The organism is Pseudoclavibacter sp. AY1F1 (genome assembly GCF_002931075.1).
Lineage (GTDB): Bacteria > Actinomycetota > Actinomycetes > Actinomycetales > Microbacteriaceae > Pseudoclavibacter.
In genome coordinates this window covers 86,230-104,603 of sequence record NZ_PSTQ01000006.1, presented here as the reverse complement: position 1 = coordinate 104,603, position 18,374 = coordinate 86,230, and the positions used below count along the sequence as shown (strand labels likewise).

Annotated in this window: 14 protein-coding genes; 3 read left to right on the top strand and 11 right to left on the bottom strand. The window is 67.6% G+C overall.

The genetic code is table 11. The annotated features are described in order from the left end of the window. Window positions 1–17: 17 nt before the first annotated feature. From obgE to ileS, 9 genes are all read right to left on the bottom strand, one after another. The gene (gene obgE, locus C5B85_RS11065) at window positions 18–1,526 is read right to left on the bottom strand and encodes a GTPase ObgE (RefSeq protein ID WP_104286096.1); all 1,509 of its coding nucleotides are present in this window, start codon (window positions 1,524–1,526) and stop codon (window positions 18–20) included. Between the two features lie 105 nt (window positions 1,527–1,631). Beyond that, the gene (gene rpmA, locus C5B85_RS11060) at window positions 1,632–1,886 is read right to left on the bottom strand and encodes a 50S ribosomal protein L27 (protein WP_068481308.1); all 255 of its coding nucleotides are present in this window, start codon (window positions 1,884–1,886) and stop codon (window positions 1,632–1,634) included. An 18-nt stretch (window positions 1,887–1,904) separates the two neighbouring features. Beyond that, the gene (rplU, locus tag C5B85_RS11055) at window positions 1,905–2,213 is read right to left on the bottom strand and encodes a 50S ribosomal protein L21 (RefSeq protein ID WP_104286095.1); all 309 of its coding nucleotides are present in this window, start codon (window positions 2,211–2,213) and stop codon (window positions 1,905–1,907) included. 222 nt (window positions 2,214–2,435) lie between these two features. Next, window positions 2,436–5,234 carry an Rne/Rng family ribonuclease gene (locus C5B85_RS11050; RefSeq protein ID WP_104286094.1) on the bottom strand — a complete coding sequence of 933 codons (2,799 nt, stop codon included), beginning with the start codon at window positions 5,232–5,234 and terminating at the stop codon, window positions 2,436–2,438. Between the two features lie 347 nt (window positions 5,235–5,581). Next, entirely contained in the window at window positions 5,582–6,847 is a 1,266-nt protein-coding gene (locus tag C5B85_RS11045) for a M20 family metallopeptidase (protein WP_104286093.1), read from the bottom strand. 167 nt (window positions 6,848–7,014) lie between these two features. After that, on the bottom strand, window positions 7,015–7,437 hold the full coding sequence (gene ndk / locus C5B85_RS11040; protein ID WP_104286092.1) for a nucleoside-diphosphate kinase: 423 nt from the start codon (window positions 7,435–7,437) through the stop codon (window positions 7,015–7,017). Window positions 7,438–7,498: 61 nt separating this feature from the next. Continuing rightward, window positions 7,499–7,948: a DUF4233 domain-containing protein gene (locus tag C5B85_RS11035; protein WP_258070731.1), complete on the bottom strand. Its 450-nt coding sequence runs from the start codon at window positions 7,946–7,948 to the stop codon at window positions 7,499–7,501. After that, window positions 7,945–9,273 (bottom strand): folylpolyglutamate synthase/dihydrofolate synthase family protein, encoded by a 1,329-nt coding sequence (locus tag C5B85_RS11030; RefSeq protein ID WP_258070743.1) that lies wholly within the window; start codon window positions 9,271–9,273, stop codon window positions 7,945–7,947. Before C5B85_RS11030 ends, C5B85_RS11035 begins: the two co-directional genes overlap by 4 nt. 239 nt (window positions 9,274–9,512) lie before the next feature. Next, on the bottom strand, window positions 9,513–12,851 hold the full coding sequence (gene ileS / locus C5B85_RS11025; protein WP_104286090.1) for an isoleucine--tRNA ligase: 3,339 nt from the start codon (window positions 12,849–12,851) through the stop codon (window positions 9,513–9,515). Window positions 12,852–13,244: 393 nt separating this feature from the next. On the opposite strand from ileS, the gene C5B85_RS11020 reads away from it, so the two are divergent. Beyond that, complete coding sequence (locus C5B85_RS11020; RefSeq protein ID WP_104286089.1) at window positions 13,245–13,730, top strand: hypothetical protein; 486 nt, start codon at window positions 13,245–13,247, stop codon at window positions 13,728–13,730. A gap of 46 nt (window positions 13,731–13,776) precedes the next feature. Here C5B85_RS11020 and C5B85_RS11015 read toward each other — a convergent pair whose 3' ends face one another. Then, a complete protein-coding gene (locus C5B85_RS11015) occupies window positions 13,777–15,195 on the bottom strand; it encodes an HNH endonuclease signature motif containing protein (protein ID WP_181064399.1) in 1,419 nt (472 codons plus the stop codon). A gap of 312 nt (window positions 15,196–15,507) precedes the next feature. Between C5B85_RS11015 and C5B85_RS11010 the strand changes: the two genes are divergently transcribed. Then, a complete protein-coding gene (locus C5B85_RS11010; RefSeq protein ID WP_104286087.1) occupies window positions 15,508–15,918 on the top strand; it encodes a VOC family protein in 411 nt (136 codons plus the stop codon). Between the two features lie 66 nt (window positions 15,919–15,984). Here C5B85_RS11010 and C5B85_RS11005 read toward each other — a convergent pair whose 3' ends face one another. Then, window positions 15,985–16,647, bottom strand: a complete 663-nt coding sequence (locus C5B85_RS11005; protein WP_104286086.1) for a helix-turn-helix domain-containing protein — start codon at window positions 16,645–16,647, stop codon at window positions 15,985–15,987. 49 nt (window positions 16,648–16,696) lie between these two features. Between C5B85_RS11005 and C5B85_RS11000 the strand changes: the two genes are divergently transcribed. Continuing rightward, window positions 16,697–18,346: an ABC transporter substrate-binding protein gene (locus C5B85_RS11000; RefSeq protein WP_104286085.1), complete on the top strand. Its 1,650-nt coding sequence runs from the start codon at window positions 16,697–16,699 to the stop codon at window positions 18,344–18,346. The last annotated feature ends 28 nt before the right edge of the window (window positions 18,347–18,374 follow it).

Here is an 18,374-nt window from a genome sequence, read left to right as displayed (position 1 = left end):
TACCCATGTTCGAAGGGTCACTCGTCGACCTTCCACACGCCACCCTCGCGCTCGCGCTCCAGTTCGGCGCGGGCCGCGGCCTTGCCGTCCATGCGCTCGTAGTAGCCTTCGCGACGCTCGCGCGTCGTGGTGCGGCTGTTCTCCTCGAGGCGACTGTCGGTGCCTCGAGGCGAGACGGTCAGCTCTGCGGCGCTCGTGAGCGTCGGCTCCCAGTCGAAGACGATGCCCTGCGCACCCGGCCCGATGATGACGGCGGAACCCGCGACGGCGCCCGCCTTGAAGAGGGACTCCTCGACGCCGATCTTGTTGAGGCGGTCGGCCAGGTAGCCGATGGCCTCGTCGTTGGCGAAGTCGGTCTGGGCAACCCAGCGCTGCGGCTTCTCGCCCAGGATCCGGTACGTGTTGCCGTGCGTCCCACCCTCGACGCGGATCTCGAAGTCCTTCTCGTCGACCGGGCGCGGGCGAAGTACGATGCGGGGCTTGATTGCGAGCTCGGCGAGCTTCGCCTCCCGGTCGCGGTCGATGAGCTCGCCAAGCGCAAACGAGAGCTCCTTGAGGCCCTCGTGGCTCACGGTCGAGATCTCGAACACGCGGTAGCCGCGTGCTTCGAGATCTGGCCGGACAAAGTCGGCGAGCTCGCGCCCGTCTGGCAGGTCGATCTTGTTGAGCGCGATGAGCTGGGGCCGCTCGAGCAGAGGGGTCTGCCCCTCGGGCACCGGGTAGTTGCCGAGCTCATCGAGGATGACATCGAGGTCGCTGATCGGGTCGCGGCCCGGGTCGAGCGTTCCACAGTCAAGAACGTGCAGGAGCGCCGAGCAGCGCTCGACGTGCCTGAGGAAGTCGAGCCCGAGCCCTTTGCCCTCGCTTGCGCCCTCGATAAGACCGGGCACGTCGGCGACCGTGTAACGGTACTGAGCCGCCTGCACAACGCCGAGGTTCGGGTGGAGGGTCGTGAACGGGTAGTCGGCGATCTTCGGCTTCGCCGCGGACATGGCGGCGATGAGGCTGGACTTGCCGGCAGACGGATAGCCAACGAAGGCGACGTCGGCGACGATCTTGAGCTCGAGCTGCACCTGCAGCTCCTCGCCAGGCGTCCCGAGCAAGGCGAAGCCGGGAGCCTTGCGCTTCGTGTTGGAGAGCGAGGCGTTGCCGAGTCCCCCCTGGCCGCCCTCGGCGGCAATGTAGCGCATGCCAGGCTCTGAGAGGTCGGCGAGCTCGACGCCATCCGAGTCTCGGACCACGGTGCCGACGGGCACGGGGAGGTCGAGTGGCTGGCCGGTGTAGCCGTTGCGCCAGTCACCCATGCCGAATCCGCCCTTATCGCTCGAGCGATGAGGCTTGTGGTGGTACGACAGCAGCGTCGTCTCCTGCGGGTCGGCGAAGAATGTGATGTTCCCACCGTTGCCGCCGTCACCGCCGTCGGGGCCGGCGAGTGGCTTGAACTTCTCGCGCTTGACAGAGACGCAGCCGTTGCCACCCTCTCCAGCGCGCAGATACAGCGTCACCTGGTCGACGAAGGTGGCCATGAGGAGCTCCTGTAGAACGATAAGTCGTGAAAATACGGAAGAGGGGCGGACCGTGGCCCGCCCCTCATCCTGACACCGCCCTGGAATCAGGGACTGTGCTTGCTGTTATTCGCCAGCGACGATGTTGACCACCTTGCGGCGGCCCTTTGCACCGAATTCGACGATGCCTGCCGAGAGGGCGAACAGCGTGTCGTCGCCACCGCGGCCCACGAGGGCGCCGGGGTGGAAGTGCGTGCCGCGCTGACGGACGAGGATCTCGCCCGCGCTGACGGTCTGGCCCGCGAAACGCTTCACGCCGAGGCGCTGAGCGTTCGAGTCACGGCCGTTGCGAGTCGAGCTCGCTCCCTTTTTATGTGCCATTGAAGTCTGCTCCTCGACTTACTTGATGTCGGTGATCTTGATGCGCGTGAGCTCCTGACGGTGGCCCTGACGCTTCTTGTAACCGGTCTTGTTCTTGTACTTCTGGATGACGATCTTCGGGCCACGGAGGTCGCCTAGGACCTCTGCGGTCACGGTGACCTTAGCGAGCTTCTCTGCGTCACTCGTGATGGTCTCACCGTCGACGAGCAGCACAGCTGGAAGCGTGACATTGCCCTTCTTGTCGGCAACAACACGGTTCGTGGTGAGCACAGTGCCCACCTCTACCTTCTCCTGCCGTCCACCGGCGCGCACAACTGCGAATACCACTTCAGTACCTTTTCTCCGAGCCCGACAAGGTCGGACGCTGTGTGTTCAAACTTTGGAAGCCCTGCTCGCTGCGGCGAGCTGACTCTGCCCTACAACCGGGCGAGGGAATGCCAGCACGAATGCAAACGTGCAACAGCGAACCACTTTACCCGGCAGGGTCGGTGCGCGCAAGCGCGCCAACCCGGTGGGCGCTTACGCGCCCGGCCGCGTTACTCAGCCAGGTTACTCGGCTGAGAGCGGAGGCGTTGTGATGCGGCGGCGGCGCGGACGCCCCGAAGCACCCTTCGGCGGCTCAGCCGAGACTGGCTGGGCTACCTTCGGCGCAGACGCCATCGGCGCTTCCTGAAGCTTCTCAGGAGCGGCGGCGGGTGTCGTCACCTCGACCGCGGCGGGTGCCTCGGTCGATTCGGTCACTGCCGACTGCTGCTCACCCTCAGGGGTGACCAGCGCATCCAGCAGCGAGTCGAGTTCGCGAAGCGCTGCCGGGTCGGCCTCACGCTTGGTCTGTGCCGGCTCGGCGCTCTTGGCCGAGTCGAAGTCGAAGAGGTTCTCGCTCGCGCGAGCCCTGCGGTCATCGTTGTCAGACTGCTGGGCTTCGTTGCGGTCGCCGGCTGCCTGCTCGCCGTTCGCCGCCTCAGGTGCCTGCGACGATGCCGGTGCCTGCGCATCCGTCTTTGCACGCCTACGTCCACGACGCGATCGACGCGCCTCTCCCTGCTGACCGGACTGCCCCTGCTGACCGGCCTGCTCGTCACCGCTGCGTTCCTCGGTGGCGGGCGCGTGCGCGCCTGCCTGCGACTGCGCGGCAGGAGCCAGCTCCTCGGCGTGCTCGCCCGGCTTCTGGCCGTTGAGCGTGGACGCGGCGATCTTCGAGAGCGCACCGCGCGCCTCTTCCGTGATGCCGTGGGTGGACGCGGCAGCCGGCGGCGCGACGGCACGGGGTGCCTGCTGCTCACGCTGCTGGCCTCCGCGTCCCTTGCGGCCGTTCTTGCTGTTGGCGTTGCTGTCCGGCGCTCCCCCACGGTGCTTCAGCACTGGGTCGTGGAAGACGACGACACCGCGGCCCGCGCACGATTCGCACGGCTCGCTGAAGGTCTCGAGCAGTCCGAGGCCAAGCTTCTTGCGCGTCATCTGCACAAGACCGAGGCTCGTAACCTCTGCGACCTGGTGCTTCGTGCGGTCGCGGCTGAGGCACTCGATGAGGCGACGCATGACGAGGTCACGGTTCGACTCGAGCACCATGTCGATGAAGTCGACCACGATGATGCCGCCGATGTCGCGCAGGCGCAGCTGCCTGACGACCTCTTCGGCAGCCTCGAGGTTGTTCTTGGTGACCGTCTCCTCGAGGTTGCCGCCCGAGCCGACGAACTTGCCCGTATTGACGTCGACAACCGTCATGGCCTCGGTGCGGTCGATGACAAGCGAACCGCCGGAGGGCAGCCAGACCTTGCGGTCGAGGGCCTTCTCGATGTGCTCGGTTGCACGGTACTCGGCGAAGACGTCGCCGCCCTGGAACGCCTCGACGCGGTCGACGAGGTCGGGAGCGACCTGGCGAAGGTAGGTCGTGATGGTCTCGAGCTCGTCGCTGCCCTGGATCACGATCTTGTGGAAGTCCTCATTGAAGACGTCGCGGATGATCTTAATGAGCAGGTCGGGCTCCGAGTGGAGGAGCGCCGGAGCGGGGCCAGCCTCGATGCGCGAGGAGATGTCCGCCCACTGTGCGGTGAGACGGTTGACGTCGCGCTCAAGCTGGTCCTGGGTTGCGCCCTCGGCCGCCGTGCGAACGATGACGCCGACGCCAGCTGGCAGCGTCTCCTTGAGGATCTTCTTGAGGCGCGCGCGCTCCGTGTCCGGCAGCTTGCGGGAGATGCCGTTCATCGAGTTGCCAGGCACGTAGACCAGGTAGCGACCGGGAAGCGAGACCTGGCTCGTGAGACGTGCACCCTTGTGGCCGATCGGGTCCTTCGTGACCTGGACAAGCACACGGTCACCCGGCTTGAGCGCGTTTTCGATGCGGCGCGACCTACCGCCGACCTCGGCGGCGGCCCAGTCGACCTCACCCGAGTAGAGCACGGCGTTGCGGCCGCGCCCGATGTCGATGAAGGCCGCTTCCATGCTCGGGAGCACGTTCTGCACGCGACCGAGGTAGACGTTGCCGATGAGCGACGACTCCTGCGAGCGTGCGACGTAGTGCTCGACGAGCACCTTGTCTTCGAGCACGCCGATCTGCACACGGTCGTCCTTGGCGCGGACGAGCATCACGCGGTCGACCGCCTCGCGGCGCGCGAGGAACTCGGACTCGGTGATGACCTGACGGCGGCGACCGCTCTCGCGGCCCTCGCGGCGGCGCTGGCGCTTCGCCTCGAGACGGGTGGAGCCCTTGATCTTCTGAGGCTCGGTGATCAGCACCGGCTCTTCGGCGGGCTGCTCCTCGCGCGGCTGACGCCGACGCGTTGTCGACTGCGTGCGCTCGGCGGGTGCCTGGCGGCGGTCGTCACGGGGTTCCCGCGAGCGCTCCCCGCGGTCACTGCGCTCTGAACGCTCGCTGCGGTCAGCGCGTTCGCCACGGTCAGCACGTTCGCCACGGTCTGAGCGCTCGCTGCGATCGGTGCGATCGCTGCGCTCCTGGCGGTCGTAGCGATCCGACCGCTCGCCTCGCTCCTGGCGCTCAAACTGCTCGTCGTCCTGGCGGCGTGCACGGCCGCGGTCGTCGCGCGGGGCGCGATCGCAGACGGGAGGCAGGTCCGGCTGAAGGAAGAAGAGCGTCGTCGACGAGATGACGGCTGGGATCGGCGAGGAAGCTTCCTCGGCCTCGCCGTCATTTTCCGCGGCCTCTGCCTGCTCGACCCCTGCCTGCACGATCGATGCCTGTTCGATCAATGCCCGCTCGCCCGGTGCCAGCTCTTCGACGCTCACCTCGGCCGCAGTCGCGGACTCCTGGCTCTGATCTGCGTCGAACTGCTCCTGGCCGTTGCCTGGCTCCTGGTTGGTGTTCTGGTCTGATTCGTTTGTGGTCACCATTTCTGGTGTGCTCCTACTCCGGCGTGGCGCAAAGCGTGCGCCCACCCCTCCGGGCGATGAAGATGTCAAGCATCCTCACCGAAAATGGTCTCCGCCCGTTCGGCGGAAATGTTCTACGTGGTGTGCCGCGGTTGCGGCGATCTTGCCTACGGCTCGGGCGATGGAGCGTTGCTCTGCTCGTGGCTCGTGCCTGAAAAACTTCGGGTGCCGTGGGACTCTGCCCGGTCGACCTGCTTATTATCGCACGGCCGTCGCATCCAGGCCCTGATTCGGCTGTGGGCCGATCGTCAGCGCTATGTACCTGACCTCAGGGCTGTGTCTCCGACCTCAAGACTGTGTATCCCACCTCAAGGAAGTGCGCGCCTGTGGTGTGCGATCCCCAGGATGCGTTCCGCTGCCGCGCAGTACCCGGCGAGGAACGCGTTGGCGACGAGCCCGACCGCGTCCTCCGTCGGCAGGAAACGCGGATGATGCAAGGTTGGCGCATAGGCGCCGTCAGGGCCGGGGAGACCCGCCGTCTCGACACCCGCGAAGCACATGATCGACGGCACCTCGTCGCAGTAGTACGAGAAGTCGTCGCCGCCGAGAGACCGCATGGGCTCGGCGCCGTCGACGCCGAGGCGCGCCAGCCAGTCGTCGGCGTCAGACGCGAGCTGAGCATCGTTGATGAGCACCGGCATGTTCTGGTGCATGTGGACGACCGCCTCAGTGCCGTAGGCCTCCGCGGTGCGCACCGCGAGGTGCTGCACGGCAGCGAACAGCAGTTCGCGATCCTTGGGCGCGGTGGTGCGCATCGAGGCGAGCAGTCGCGCGCTCGAGGGCAGCACGTTCGCGGCCCCCTCGCCCGCGCTCAGCGTGCCGACGCTGATCACGGCTGGGTTCATAGGCGAGATGGTGCGACGGACGACCTCCGGCAGGCCGAGCGCGATCTGCGCGATCGCGGCGACCGGGTCTGCCGCCTGGTGCGGGTACGCGCCGTGTCCGCCTCGCCCCTGGAGCGAGATCTCGATCTCATCGGCGGCCGCGTTGATGTAGCCGCCCCCGATAGCGATGGCACCGCGAGGGACGCCCGGGTGCACGTGCGCGCCGATGACATGGTGGACGTCGAAGCGCTCGAGGCCGCCCTCTTGGACGATCTGATGCGCCCCGGACGGGTAGGTCTCCTCGCGCGGCTGGAGGATCGGAACGAGTCCGACGGGGAGATCGAGGTGATCGGCCGCGCGGATGAACGCGACGAGCGCGGCCTGGTGCACGTCGTGCCCGCACGCATGCATGGCGCCATTCGCCGAGGCGAAGGGGACGGCCGTGAGCTCGGTCAGTGGAAGCGCATCCAGCTCGGCCCTGACCCCGACCGCGCCGCCCGTGCTCGGGCCGAGACGCCCGATGCGCCCGGAGTCGGCGATGCGGTGCATCGCGACGCGGTCGCCGAGCTCGGCCTCGAGACGGGCGGCGGTGTCGTTCTCATTCCCCGAGAGCCTGGGGTCCGAGTGCAGCTCCTGGCGCAGGCGGACGGCGGACGGCAGCTCTGCAGCAAGCGCGGAGCGCCACGCCGCTGCCAGCTCGTCGAGCCGCTCACCGTGTGTCGTCGCTGACGACGCTCTCCCAGCCTTCATCCCGTGCCTCGTCCCCCGACGCTCTCGTGTCGGACCTGTGCTCTTGCGTCAGACCTGTGCTCTTGCGTCAGACCTGTGCTCTTGCGTCAGACCGGATCCGTTGTGTCAGACCTGATTCCACGTACCGCGAAGCCTACGACCCCGCCACTCCCTGGTGATCGTGTCGGTCAGGCCGCGAACCAGATGCCCAGCTCGCGTTCGGCGGACTCCACCGAGTCCGAGCCGTGGACGATGTTCAGCAGCACGCCGGCGTCCCAGTCGCGGCCGAGGTCGCCGCGGATCGTGCCCGGCGCGGCCGTCGTCGGGTCAGTCGTTCCTGCGAGCGAACGGAAGCCCTCGATGACTCGGTGGCCGGCAACGCGGATGGCGACGGTCGGTCCCGACTGCATGAACTCAAGGAGTCCCTCATAGAACGGCTTGCCCTCGTGCTCGGCGTAGTGCTCGGACAGGAGTGCCCGGTCGGCGTGGACGAGGCGGACGTCGACAAGCGAGTAGCCCTTCGTCTCGATGCGGCGAAGCACTTCGCCCGTCAGCCCGCGCTGGACTCCGTCGGGCTTGACGAGTACAAGCGTCTCTTCGATGGTTGCCATGATTCCTCCATTGGTCGTGGTGGTGTGCCTGTGAGGGCCAGGTCAGTGGTGCGAGCCCCGGTCAGGTGCTCGGCGAGTCGGTTCGATCGATGGGCTGGCCATCGATGCCGATCTCCCCCGCCGCGAGGCGACGGTTGTACTCGGCGATGATCGGCGCGCGCTGCCGGTCGATCTGGCCGCCCTTCCACATGAAGTACGTCCAAGATGCGAGGAACAGCGCCCCGACGACGAACATACCGGGGTGGAGGAAGCCGGCCGCGACCAGCAGCACCTGCACAGCCCAGCCGAGCCAGATCCCCCACTCGTGTCGGAGGAACCTGATCGTGACGAGGATGAGCGCCGCGAAGGCGGCCCCGAGCACAAACGCGGGGACGGGCTCGAGCACGCGCATCCCGAACACGAGGAGCGTGCCGAGGAAGACGACGAAGAGCTCGAAGCCGAGGAAGATGGAGCCGATGACCTCGCGGATGCTGCGCTGGCGAGGCACTCGGGTGCGGTTCCGCGAACTCACGACTCCTGCGCCCAGCCTTCGTCGCGCGACAGTGTGAGGGCCGTGCCGATGAGCGTGACGGAGCCCGTGATGAGCACTGCCGCGTTCTTGCCCTCCTCCGCGCCTTCAGCCAGGAGGTCGAGAGCGATCTCGCGGGCGCGCTCGATCGCGTCCTCGGCCCGCTCGAGCACCTCGGGCTCGTCGCCGGTGACATCGCGGACGATGTCGCCGAGAGCCTCGGCGTCGATGGCGCGCACCGAGTCGGACTGGGTGACGACGAAGCGCTCCGCGATGGGCTGCAGGGCCTTGACGATGCCTGCCGCGTCCTTGTCCTCCAGGACTCCGAGCACTACGACGACCTTCGAGAAGTCGAAGGACTCCGTGACTGCTCGCGCGAGGGCGTCAGCACCGTGCGGGTTGTGCGCCGCGTCAATGAGGATGGGAGGCGTGACGCCGATGCGCTCGAGACGGCCAGGCGACTTCACTTCGCCGAACGCCGCCTCGACCAGTTCGGCGTTCAGGCTGCGGTTGGCGCCGAAGAACGCCTCAACCGCGGCAAGCGCGACGGCAGCGTTGTGGGCCTGGTACTCGCCATCGAGCGGCAGCAGGAGGTCTTCGTACTTGCCGGCGATGCCGCGCACGGTCACAAGGCGCCCGCCGACGGCCAGCTGGTTGTCGGTGACAGCAAAGTCCTTGGGCTCGGCGAAGACCTGCGCCTCGGAGATCCCCGCGGCTCGCTCGATCTCGGCGAGCACTTCTGGATGCTGCTCCGCCGTGACGACGCGAGCGGCGGGCTTGATGATGCCTGCCTTCGTGCGCGCGATCTCGTCGAGGGTCCGGCCGAGCCGCTGCGTGTGGTCGAGGGCGATGGGAGTGAAGACGGCCACCTCCCCGTCGGCGACGTTCGTGGAGTCCCACTCGCCGCCCATCCCGACCTCGACGACGGCGACGTCGACCGGGGCGTCCGCGAAGCACGCATAGGCAAGCACCGTGAGAGCCTCGAAGAACGTGAGGCGCGGCTCGCCCGCGGCCTCGAGCTCAGCATCCACGATCGAGAGGAACGGGGTGATGTCCTCCCAGTTCGCGACGAGCCGCTCGTCGCTGATGGGGCTCCCGTCGACCGCGATGCGCTCGTTGAGCCGCTCGAGGTGCGGGCTCGTCAGGAGTCCGGTGCGCAGGCCGTGGGCGCGCAGGACCGTCTCGATGATGCGCGCTGTCGAGCTCTTGCCGTTAGTGCCGGTGAGGTGGATGACGGGGTAGGCCGTGTGCACGTCACCCAGCAGCTCGACGGCGCGGCGCGTGGCGTGCAGGCGCGGTTCCGGGGCCGCCTCCCCCACGCGCTCCATAAGCTCGTCGAAGACTCGCTCGCCCTCGCTGGCCCAGTCGGTGCCCTCGAGGAGCAGGCGCTCGTCTTCCTCGCGCTCCGTCAGGACCTCGTCCTCATCGTCGGAGACCGCAGGCATGAAGGTCTCGGCGATGTCCTTCGGCTCAAGTTGGAAGTCACCAGCCTCACTGGTGATCTCGGTCTCGTCGGAGCCTTCGGACTGGTCCTCCCAGTCGTCGGAACCCTGCTGGTCGCGTTCGCTCACGCCACTACCTCCACGTCGATCTCAAGTGCACCATACGTGTCGGCGCTCGCCTCGGCGTCAGCGGGGACAGCGAGTCCGCCGGTCACCTGGAACTCGACGGCGAGCGTCTCGCCCGCGATGAGCTCCCGGTGCGCTTCGATGGCTGCGACCGACGCGTCGTCGGCACGCAGGGTGAGGCGGATGCGGTCGGAGACCTCGAGTCCAGCCTCCTTACGCGCATCCTGAACGGCACGAACCACGTCGCGAGCGAGGCCCTCGGCGGCGAGTTCGGGGCTCACGTTCGTGTCGAGCACGAGGATGCCGCCGCTCGGCAGCAGCGTGATGGCACGGTCTTCGCTCTCACCGGCGGTGACGAGCTTGACCTCGTACTCACCGGCCTCGAGCTGCAGACCGCCTGCCGTGACGATTCCGTCGACCTCGCTCCAGTCGCCGGACTTCGACGCCTTGATCGCGAGCTGCACCTGCTTGCCGAGGCGCGGACCAGCGGCCCGCGCGTTGACCTGCAGGACACGGTCGATGCCGTACTTGGCCTCGGACTCGTCGACGAGCTGCTCGAACTCGACGGACTTCACGTTGAGCTCGTCACGCAGGATGCCCGCGAACGGCTCGAGGGCGTCCGTGTTCGGGGCGACGACGGTGAGGCTCGCAAGCGGCAGGCGCACGCGTCGCCCCGCCTGCTTGCGCAGCGACAGGGCCGAGCTCGTGACGCGGCGGACAGCATCCATCGAGTCGACGAGGGTCTGGTCGCTCGGGAAGACCGAGGCGTCCGGCCAGTCCGTGAGATGCACGCTGCGGCCGCCCGTGAGCCCACGCCACACGGTCTCGGAGATCAGGGGCGTCAGCGGGGCGGCGACGCGGGTGAGCGTCTCCAGCACCGTGTAGAGCGTGTCGAAAGCCTCGGTGCTCGTGGCTTCGTCGGTCACGCCTCGCCAGAAGCGGTCGCGAGAGCGGCGCACGTACCAGTTGGTGAGCACGTCGCCGAAGTCACGCAAGCGCGAGGCCGCGGTCGTCGAGTCGAGCGCCTCGAGGTCGGCCTGCACCTCGGAGACGAGCACGCCGAGCTTCGCGAGGATGTACTGATCGAGCACGTCGCTCGAGTCGGTGCGGAACTTCGCCTCGTACGCCCTGGACGCGTCACCTGCCTCCGCCGAGCCGAGGGCCGTGTTCGCGTAGGTCGTGAAGAAGTAGTACGTCGACCACAGGGGCAGCAGGAACTGGCGGACGCCCTCGCGGATCGTCTCCTCGGTCACGACGAGGTTGCCGCCGCGCAGCACGGGGCTCGCCATGAGGAACCAGCGCATGGCGTCGGAGCCGTCGCGGTCGAACACCTCCTGCACGTCCGGGTAATTGCGGAGGCTCTTCGACATCTTGCGGCCGTCGTTGCCGAGCACGATGCCGTGGCTCACGACCCGCTTGAAGGCGGGGCGGTGGAAGAGCGCCGTCGACAGCACGTGCATGACGTAGAACCAGCCGCGCGTCTGCCCGATGTACTCGACGATGAAGTCGGCCGGTGAGTGCGAGTCGAACCACTCGCGGTTCTCGAACGGGTAGTGCACCTGCGCGTACGGCATGGACCCGGAGTCGAACCACACGTCGAGCACGTCCGGGATGCGCCGCATGGTGGATGCACCGGTCGGGTCGTCCGGGTTCGGCCTCGTGAGCTCGTCGATGTACGGGCGGTGGAGGTCGGTGGGCCGCACGCCGAAGTCGCGCTCGATGTCGTCGAGCGAGCCGTACACGTCGATGCGGGGGTAGTTGGGGTCGTCGCTCCTCCACACGGGGATGGGGCTGCCCCAGTAGCGGTTGCGGCTGATCGACCAGTCGCGGGCACCCTCGAGCCACTTGCCGAACTGGCCGTCCTTGACGTTGTCCGGCACCCAGTCGATCTGCTGGTTGAGCTCGACGAGCTCGTCGCGGAACTGCGTGACGCGCACGAACCAGCTCGAGACGGCCTTGTAGATGAGGGGTTTGCGGCAGCGCCAGCAGTGCGGGTAGGAGTGCTCGTAGCTGGCCTGCTTGAAGAGGCGGCCGTCAGCTTTGAGGAGCTGCGTGAGCGGCTTGTTGGCGTCGAAGACCTGGAGGCCCGCGACGGGCTCGACGGCGGCGAGGAACTTTCCGCCCTCGTCGACAGAGAGGATCGTCGGGATGCCGGCGGCGTCGCTGAGCACCTTGTCGTCTTCACCGTAGGCGGGCGCCTGGTGCACGATGCCGGTGCCGTCGCTGGTCGTGACGTAGTCACCGAGCAGGAACTGCCAGGCGTGCTGGGTGCCGTAGGTCTCGGTGTCGGCGTAGAAGTCCCAGAGGCGCTGGTAGCGGACGCCGGCGAGCTCGGCGCCCTTGATGGTGCGCGTGGTCGCGGCGCTCGCGTCCTCCGCGGTCTCGTAGCCGAGCTCCTTGGCGTGGGCCGCGACGCGCGCCGTGGCGAGCAGGAACGAGCCGTCGCCCGCGGCGGTTCCATCGGCCGCACCGAGCGGACCAGCAGGTACGACGGCGTAGTCGATCTCGGGACCGACCGCGAGGGCCAGGTTGGTGGGGAGCGTCCAGGGCGTCGTTGTCCAGGCGAGCGCCTTCACCGCGGCGAGGCCAAGCGCATCCGCCCGCTCCCCCTCGAGGGGGAACGTGACCGTGACCGTCTGGTCCTGACGCATCTGGTAGACGTCGTCGTCCATGCGCAGCTCGTGGTTGGAGAGCGGCGTCTCGTCGTTCCAGCAGTACGGGAGCACGCGGAAGCCCTCGTAGGCGAGGCCGTCGTCGTACAGCTTCTTGAAGGCCCACAGCACCGACTCCATGTAGGAGATGTCGAGCGTCTTGTAGTCGTTCTCGAAGTCGACCCAGCGGGCCTGGCGGGTCACGTACTCCTGCCATTCGCGCGTGTACTTGAGCACCGATTCGCGGGCGGCGTCGTTGAACGTGTCGATGCCCATGGCCTCGATCTCGGCCTTCGACTGGATGCCGAGCTGGCGCATGGCCTCGAGCTCTGCGGGCAGGCCGTGCGTGTCCCAGCCGAAGCGGCGGTGCACCTGGCGGCCGCGCATCGTGAAGTAGCGGGGGAAGACGTCCTTGGCGTAGCCGGTGAGGAGGTGCCCGTAGTGCGGGAGGCCGTTCGCGAAGGGAGGGCCGTCGTAGAACACCCATTCCTCAGCGCCTTCGCGCTGGTCGATGGACGCCTGGAAGGTGCCGTCTTCGCGCCAGAAGTCGAGGACACGCTCTTCGAGGCGCGGGAACGACGGAGAGGCGGCGACGCTGTCCCTGGTCGAGCTGGCGGCGGTCGAGCTGGCTGAGGTCGAGCTGGCGGGGTCGGCGGCTGGTCCGAACGAGGCCTTCGGGTAGCTCATGCGGTGGAACTCCTGGCAGTAAGTGGATGTGCTTGGTCTGCTTCAGGGACGCCGTGCGGCGCGGTACCACCCCGATTGCGCGCTCCCCCGGTCTGTCTTCCGGTGAAGGAAGGGCGTCCGTTGGCGCTCGCCACTCGTTCCGAGCTGTGACGGGCTCACCCGCCCGGGTCTACTTGGCGTGTGCTCCTCGAGAGGTGCGCTCGCCGTTCTTCCGGGGACTCCCCGCTGATGGGCGGATCAAAGTCGTGTTGCCAACATGGTACGCGCCCAGTCGACACCTGTGAAACGGGCGGGGCGCGCTCTGCTGCCAGGTCTGGTTCATCAGAAGGCTGTGTACTCTCGCTTCGCCGATGTTCGCCTCGCGGCGAGCACCTCAGAACGAACGGATCACCCATGCTCACCTCCCGTCTGCCCACGCTCGCAGCGATCTGCGCGTTCGCCGCGATCGCCCTCACCGGATGCTCGGCGCTCGGTGGCGGCGGGGCCGCGACTCCGTCTCCGACTGCTGCCGCGTCCGCGGAGAGCACAACGGCTGATGGCGGCGGCACGTGTGCTGACGTGCAGGCGGAGATCGACTCGATCAACTCGAGCATCCAGAGCATCGGCGACCAGGTGCCTGGCGACATCCCGGGTGCCGTCGCGACGCTGGCGACCATCGGCGCGAGCCTCACGACGCTGCAGCAGAGCGTCACCGACCCGGACCTCAAGACCCACGTAGACACGCTTGTGACTGAGGTGACGGAGCTGCAGACGACTGCCGGTGAGCTCGCGAACGGCGAGGGCGGGTTCGCCGCTGCCGCGAGCATCCTGACGCAGCTCGGCGAGGTCGAGTCGGCGCTGTCGTCTCTGACGGCCTACTGCGAGCTCCAGACGAGCTGAACACGCTACGCGGCGGGCGTGTTGGGTTTGGGCCCGCCGGGAGGCGCTACTGACGGGCCGCCCCGCGCAGACTCCGGCGCCGGACGAGTCGGTATTGCCAGCCCGGTCGGACAACTCGCCATCTGCCTGCTCGGTCTCTCACGACTTCGAGCTGGTCTTTATGTGCCAGGTGGTGATGGAAGCTGCACAGGAGCACTCCTTCGTCGACGTTCGTGACGCCGCCTTCCACCCACGGCGTGGTGTGGTGCGCTTCGCACATCCCCGACGGCTTCCAGCAGCCCGGTGTGATGCAGCCTCCGTCGCGGGCCGCGAGCGCTCTGCGCTGCGCGCGACTGTAGAGCCGCTGGCGACGGCCGAGTCTGAGCGGTTCCCCGTTTGACCCGAGGAGCGCCACCTGCACGAACCCGTCACACAGGGTCTTCGCGACCAGGCTCGGCGGCACCGGCGTTCCGGTGCGCTCGAGGTGCGGCACGTCGGCTGGGCGCTCGGCTTGGTCGTTCAGACCCGCAGTTGTCGTGGTGATGACGACGGTGGGCGCCTCTCCGCCCGCGCGCGGAGCGTCCGCGGATTCCGCGAATCGGGCGAAGACCAGCTCGACGGCGTCCATACGCTGCTGTGCGGGCGTGCGCGGGTCGACGATCTGCTCGTCTGGATGCGAGAAATCGATGCCCGCCGGGTCAGGCCCTGCCTCATTGCACGCGGGCTCCGCGAGTCGTGAGGCGAGCGGATAGTTCGGGTCGCCCTCACGGTGGGTGATCAGGCCGGCGGCGTCGACGGCGGATGCGTCAGCGCCTCCCTCGGGCGCCGCCTCGCCGAAGTAGACCTTTCGGCGGGGTGAGGTGAGCGTTTCGCACACCTTCCGCAGCAGGTCTCCTTGCTCCGGCGTGGCGACGAATCGGCCGGTGACTGTACCGTCGGATCGTTCCCGCAGCCAGAATCCCCGTTTGCGCGCGGCGCGCTCGGCGAGTGGCTCCGCCCCGTCGGGGTCGAGGAAGGCCACCCACTGTGCTGCCTGCATTCGAAGAAGTTCCGGTGTTGCCGGAGCTAGATCTTCTGGGTTCACGCCCCGCGCTGAGTCGACGAGTTCAGCTTCAGCGGCGTCGAGATGTGCTCGTTCGGCGCGGCCGTTCGCTGGCTTCAGTCCCTTGACGATCGCGGACGCTTGGGCGAGCGAGATCTGCGCAGCTGAGATGGCTTTCGCGACTGCCGGGTGTGCCGGCTCGAGCTGCTCACCGGTCAGGCTCATCGGGCCACGGGTAGCCTCCGCGAGGCGAACTAGCGCCCCCGCTTCAGCGAAGGTGACCCCAAGGAGCTGCTGGAGCATTTCTGCGAGACTGGCGAACCCGACGCTCCGCGCGAGCTCATCTCGAGTCGAACCCTCGTCGTCACGACGAATTATTTCGCCCGCCACCTCGACCAGCGCCGCATCAAGCGCTCGCCGACGGCTCGTAAGCTCCGCGATCACCACAGGAATCTCTACCCCCAGCAGAGCGGGCGCGTTCCCAGGGGCAGCGATGAGCGCGTCGACCGCGGCAGTTTCTCGAGTCGACCGCGTGAATCCGATCGCAGCGTGCTCCGTGTCCAAGATGATCTCCCCCCGGGATCACCTTCACCCTACCACTTCTAGAAGACATATGCGAACACAGGCTAGATGTTTGGCTTATATCGAAGAGAAGATCGAATCTCACTCCAATTCTCCTCATCGGGCAGCTCACGACTGGAGCACCGCGCGGCCGCAACGACCCACCAGAGCGGATCGCTCCGTACGATTGCCCGTATGAGCCTCTACATCGCTTGCCCCGTCGAGAGCGTCGAACGGGCGACCGCCTTCTACACGGACCTCGGTTGGGCCCAGAACGCCGAGATGTCCAACGATCAGGTGTCCTGTTTCGAGATCAGCCAGGGTCAATTCATAATGCTCAGCAGTCGCGAGATGTACGCGAGCGTCGGCGGCGTCGAAGACCTCGTCGGCGGACCGGAGACGCCCTCCAAGGTCACAGTCTCGTTCGACCTCGCCAGCCGCGAGGCGGTCGACGAGCTCACGGAGCGGGCGCGTGCCGCAGGCGGTCGCATTGGCGACACCGACGACTACCCCAACATGTACCAGCGTCAGTTCGATGACCCCGACGGCTACCACTACTCTCCGTTCTGGATGAAGCCAGACGCGGGCGAGATCGCCGACGCCTAAGCCTCGCGACGCAGGTGCGTCGCGCGGTCACCTTGTAGCCCTCTGGTACTCCCAGTTGCCGGCAGGCTACCCTCGGCCGAACACCTCAAGGATCGGCGCCGTCGCCTTGTCGACGAGCTCGGCCAGGCTTCCGCGGGTCGGACCCGCCTCGATCCAGACGCTGCCCGCCGCGACAACCGCAGCGACGATCGCGCCGGCACAGACCGTCCGCTGCAGCGCATCCAACCCCGGCTCCGTACGCGCCAGGTAGCGAACCAACGCCGCCTGCTGGGCAAGCATGCGCTTCGAGCCCGTCGCAGCGAGGTCGTCCCCCGTGCCGGTCATCTCGCGGAGGGAAGCGGCCCACGGGATGTGCTCGGGCCGGACAGTCTCGGAGATCGCGAGAAGCACCCGGCGCAGCTCGGCAAGGCCGGCTCCCCCGGCTCCCGCCTCGGCTGGCCCAGCCGGCTCACTCAGCCCCGCGTCTGCGAGATCGGCGGCAGCCGCATCCAGGACCGACGGAATGCCGGCCAGGAGCGGGTCGAGGCCGACCCACAGTACATCGGCCTTCGCGGTGAAGTAGTTGAAGAACGAACTGCGCGCAACCCCCGCGCGGCGGGCGATGTCACTCGCGCTCGTCTGCTCGTAGCCCTGCTCGAGGAACAACTCGAGCGCGGCTTCCTCCAGGGTCTCCCGGCTCGAGGCCGACGGCCGGCCTCGGCGCGCGGCCCGTTCCTCGTGATCCGTCATCTTCGACTCATTTCTGCATGGTGTCCATAAATACAGTTACACTCTGCGAGTGTCTGATTCCGTCACCCGCCGCACGGCGAAGCCCGTCGCGCTCCTTGCTCTTTCCGCAGCCCTCATCGTGCCACTCGCCGCGTGTTCGAGCGAGACTGGCGCCGCAGATGGAGCAGAAACCCTCCGATATGCCTCCGGAGACGCCGAACCGACCTGCCTCGACCCGCACGTCGGCGGCAACTGGCCTCAGGCGATCCTCGCCAACCAGTTTCTCGAGTCGCTCTTCTCCAAAAATGACGCAGGCGAGATCGTGCCGTGGCTCGCCACGGGTGCAGAGCCCGCCGACAACCAGCTCAGCTGGACCGTCTCGCTCAAAGAAGGCGTGACCTTCACCGACGGCACGCCCTTCAACGCCGACGCGGTGGTCGCCAACGTCGAGCACATCAGGAACCCGGACACCGCATCCTCGACAGCGATCCTCGCCCTGGGCAAGGTCTCCGACGCGGTCGCCGTCGACGAGCACACGGTGCGCTTCGACCTGAGTGAGCCGGACAGCGCACTCATCGAATCCCTCGCGCAGACCTGGCTCGCCATCGAGTCCCCGACCGGCCTCGAGCGTGGCACCGACGCGAACTGCCTCGCGCCCATCGGCACGGGCGCCTTCAAGATCGAGTCGTGGGAGAAGCAGTCCCAGGTCGTACTGACCCGCAATCAGAACCACACGACCGCACCGGAAGACGGCGCCTCCGCAGAGGGGCAGCCAGGAGCGGCCGTCGACAGCATCGAGTGGAAGTTCATTCCAGACGCGGCCACCCGCCTCGCCGCGCTGCAGTCGGGCCAGGCCGACATCATCGACTCGGTGCAGCCGGATGCGCTCTCGCAGTTCCAGTCGAACGGCACCGAAGAGACCCTCATCGGGGCACGCCCCGGGGTGACAGCGCGCATCGAGCTCAACACGACCCGCGCCCCGTTCGACGACCCCAAGGTGCGTGAGGCCTTCGCCGCCTCAGCTGACATCGACGCCGCCGTGGAGTCGCTCTACTTCGGCACCCTCGAGCGGTCGACGTCGGTGCTCTCGAGCGCCACCCCGTTCGCAACCTCGCACCCTGACGCGTTCGGGTTCGACGCGGCGCGCGCGTCCGCCCTCCTCGACGAGGCAGGCTGGACACAGCGCGACGCCGACGGCGTGCGCACCAAGGACGGCGAGCGCCTCGAAGTCGCGTTCCCCGTCTCCACGAACCAGTCGATCCCCGCCGAGATCTCGGTGCTCGAGCAGATCAAGGCGACAAGCGCTGAGGTCGGCTTCGACGTGCAGCTCGAGCTCCTCGACCTGTCGACCTGGTACGAGCGCAGCGGCACGTGGGAGTTCGACGCCATCGTCGCCCCCTACTCGAAGAACTCGGCCGACGTGCTCCGCATCGTCTACTCGACCGACAGCATCACGCCAGCCCCGAGCGGCTACCACGCCAACAACACGGGGCTCTCGCTCCCAGCACTCGACGAGGCCCTCGAGGCCGCCGTCAACACGACCGACGACGCCGAGCGAGAGCGGCTCTACGAGGAAGCCCAGCAGCTCATCATCGACAGCGGCACGGTCATTCCGCTCTACGACCAGACAGTGCAGTTCGCGTACGGCGACAACGTGCACGGCTTCCGGCTGCAGCCGAACGTCAACGTGCCCTCGCTCGTGAACGTCACCATCGAGTAGCGGGACGACAGACAAGCGCGGCACACGA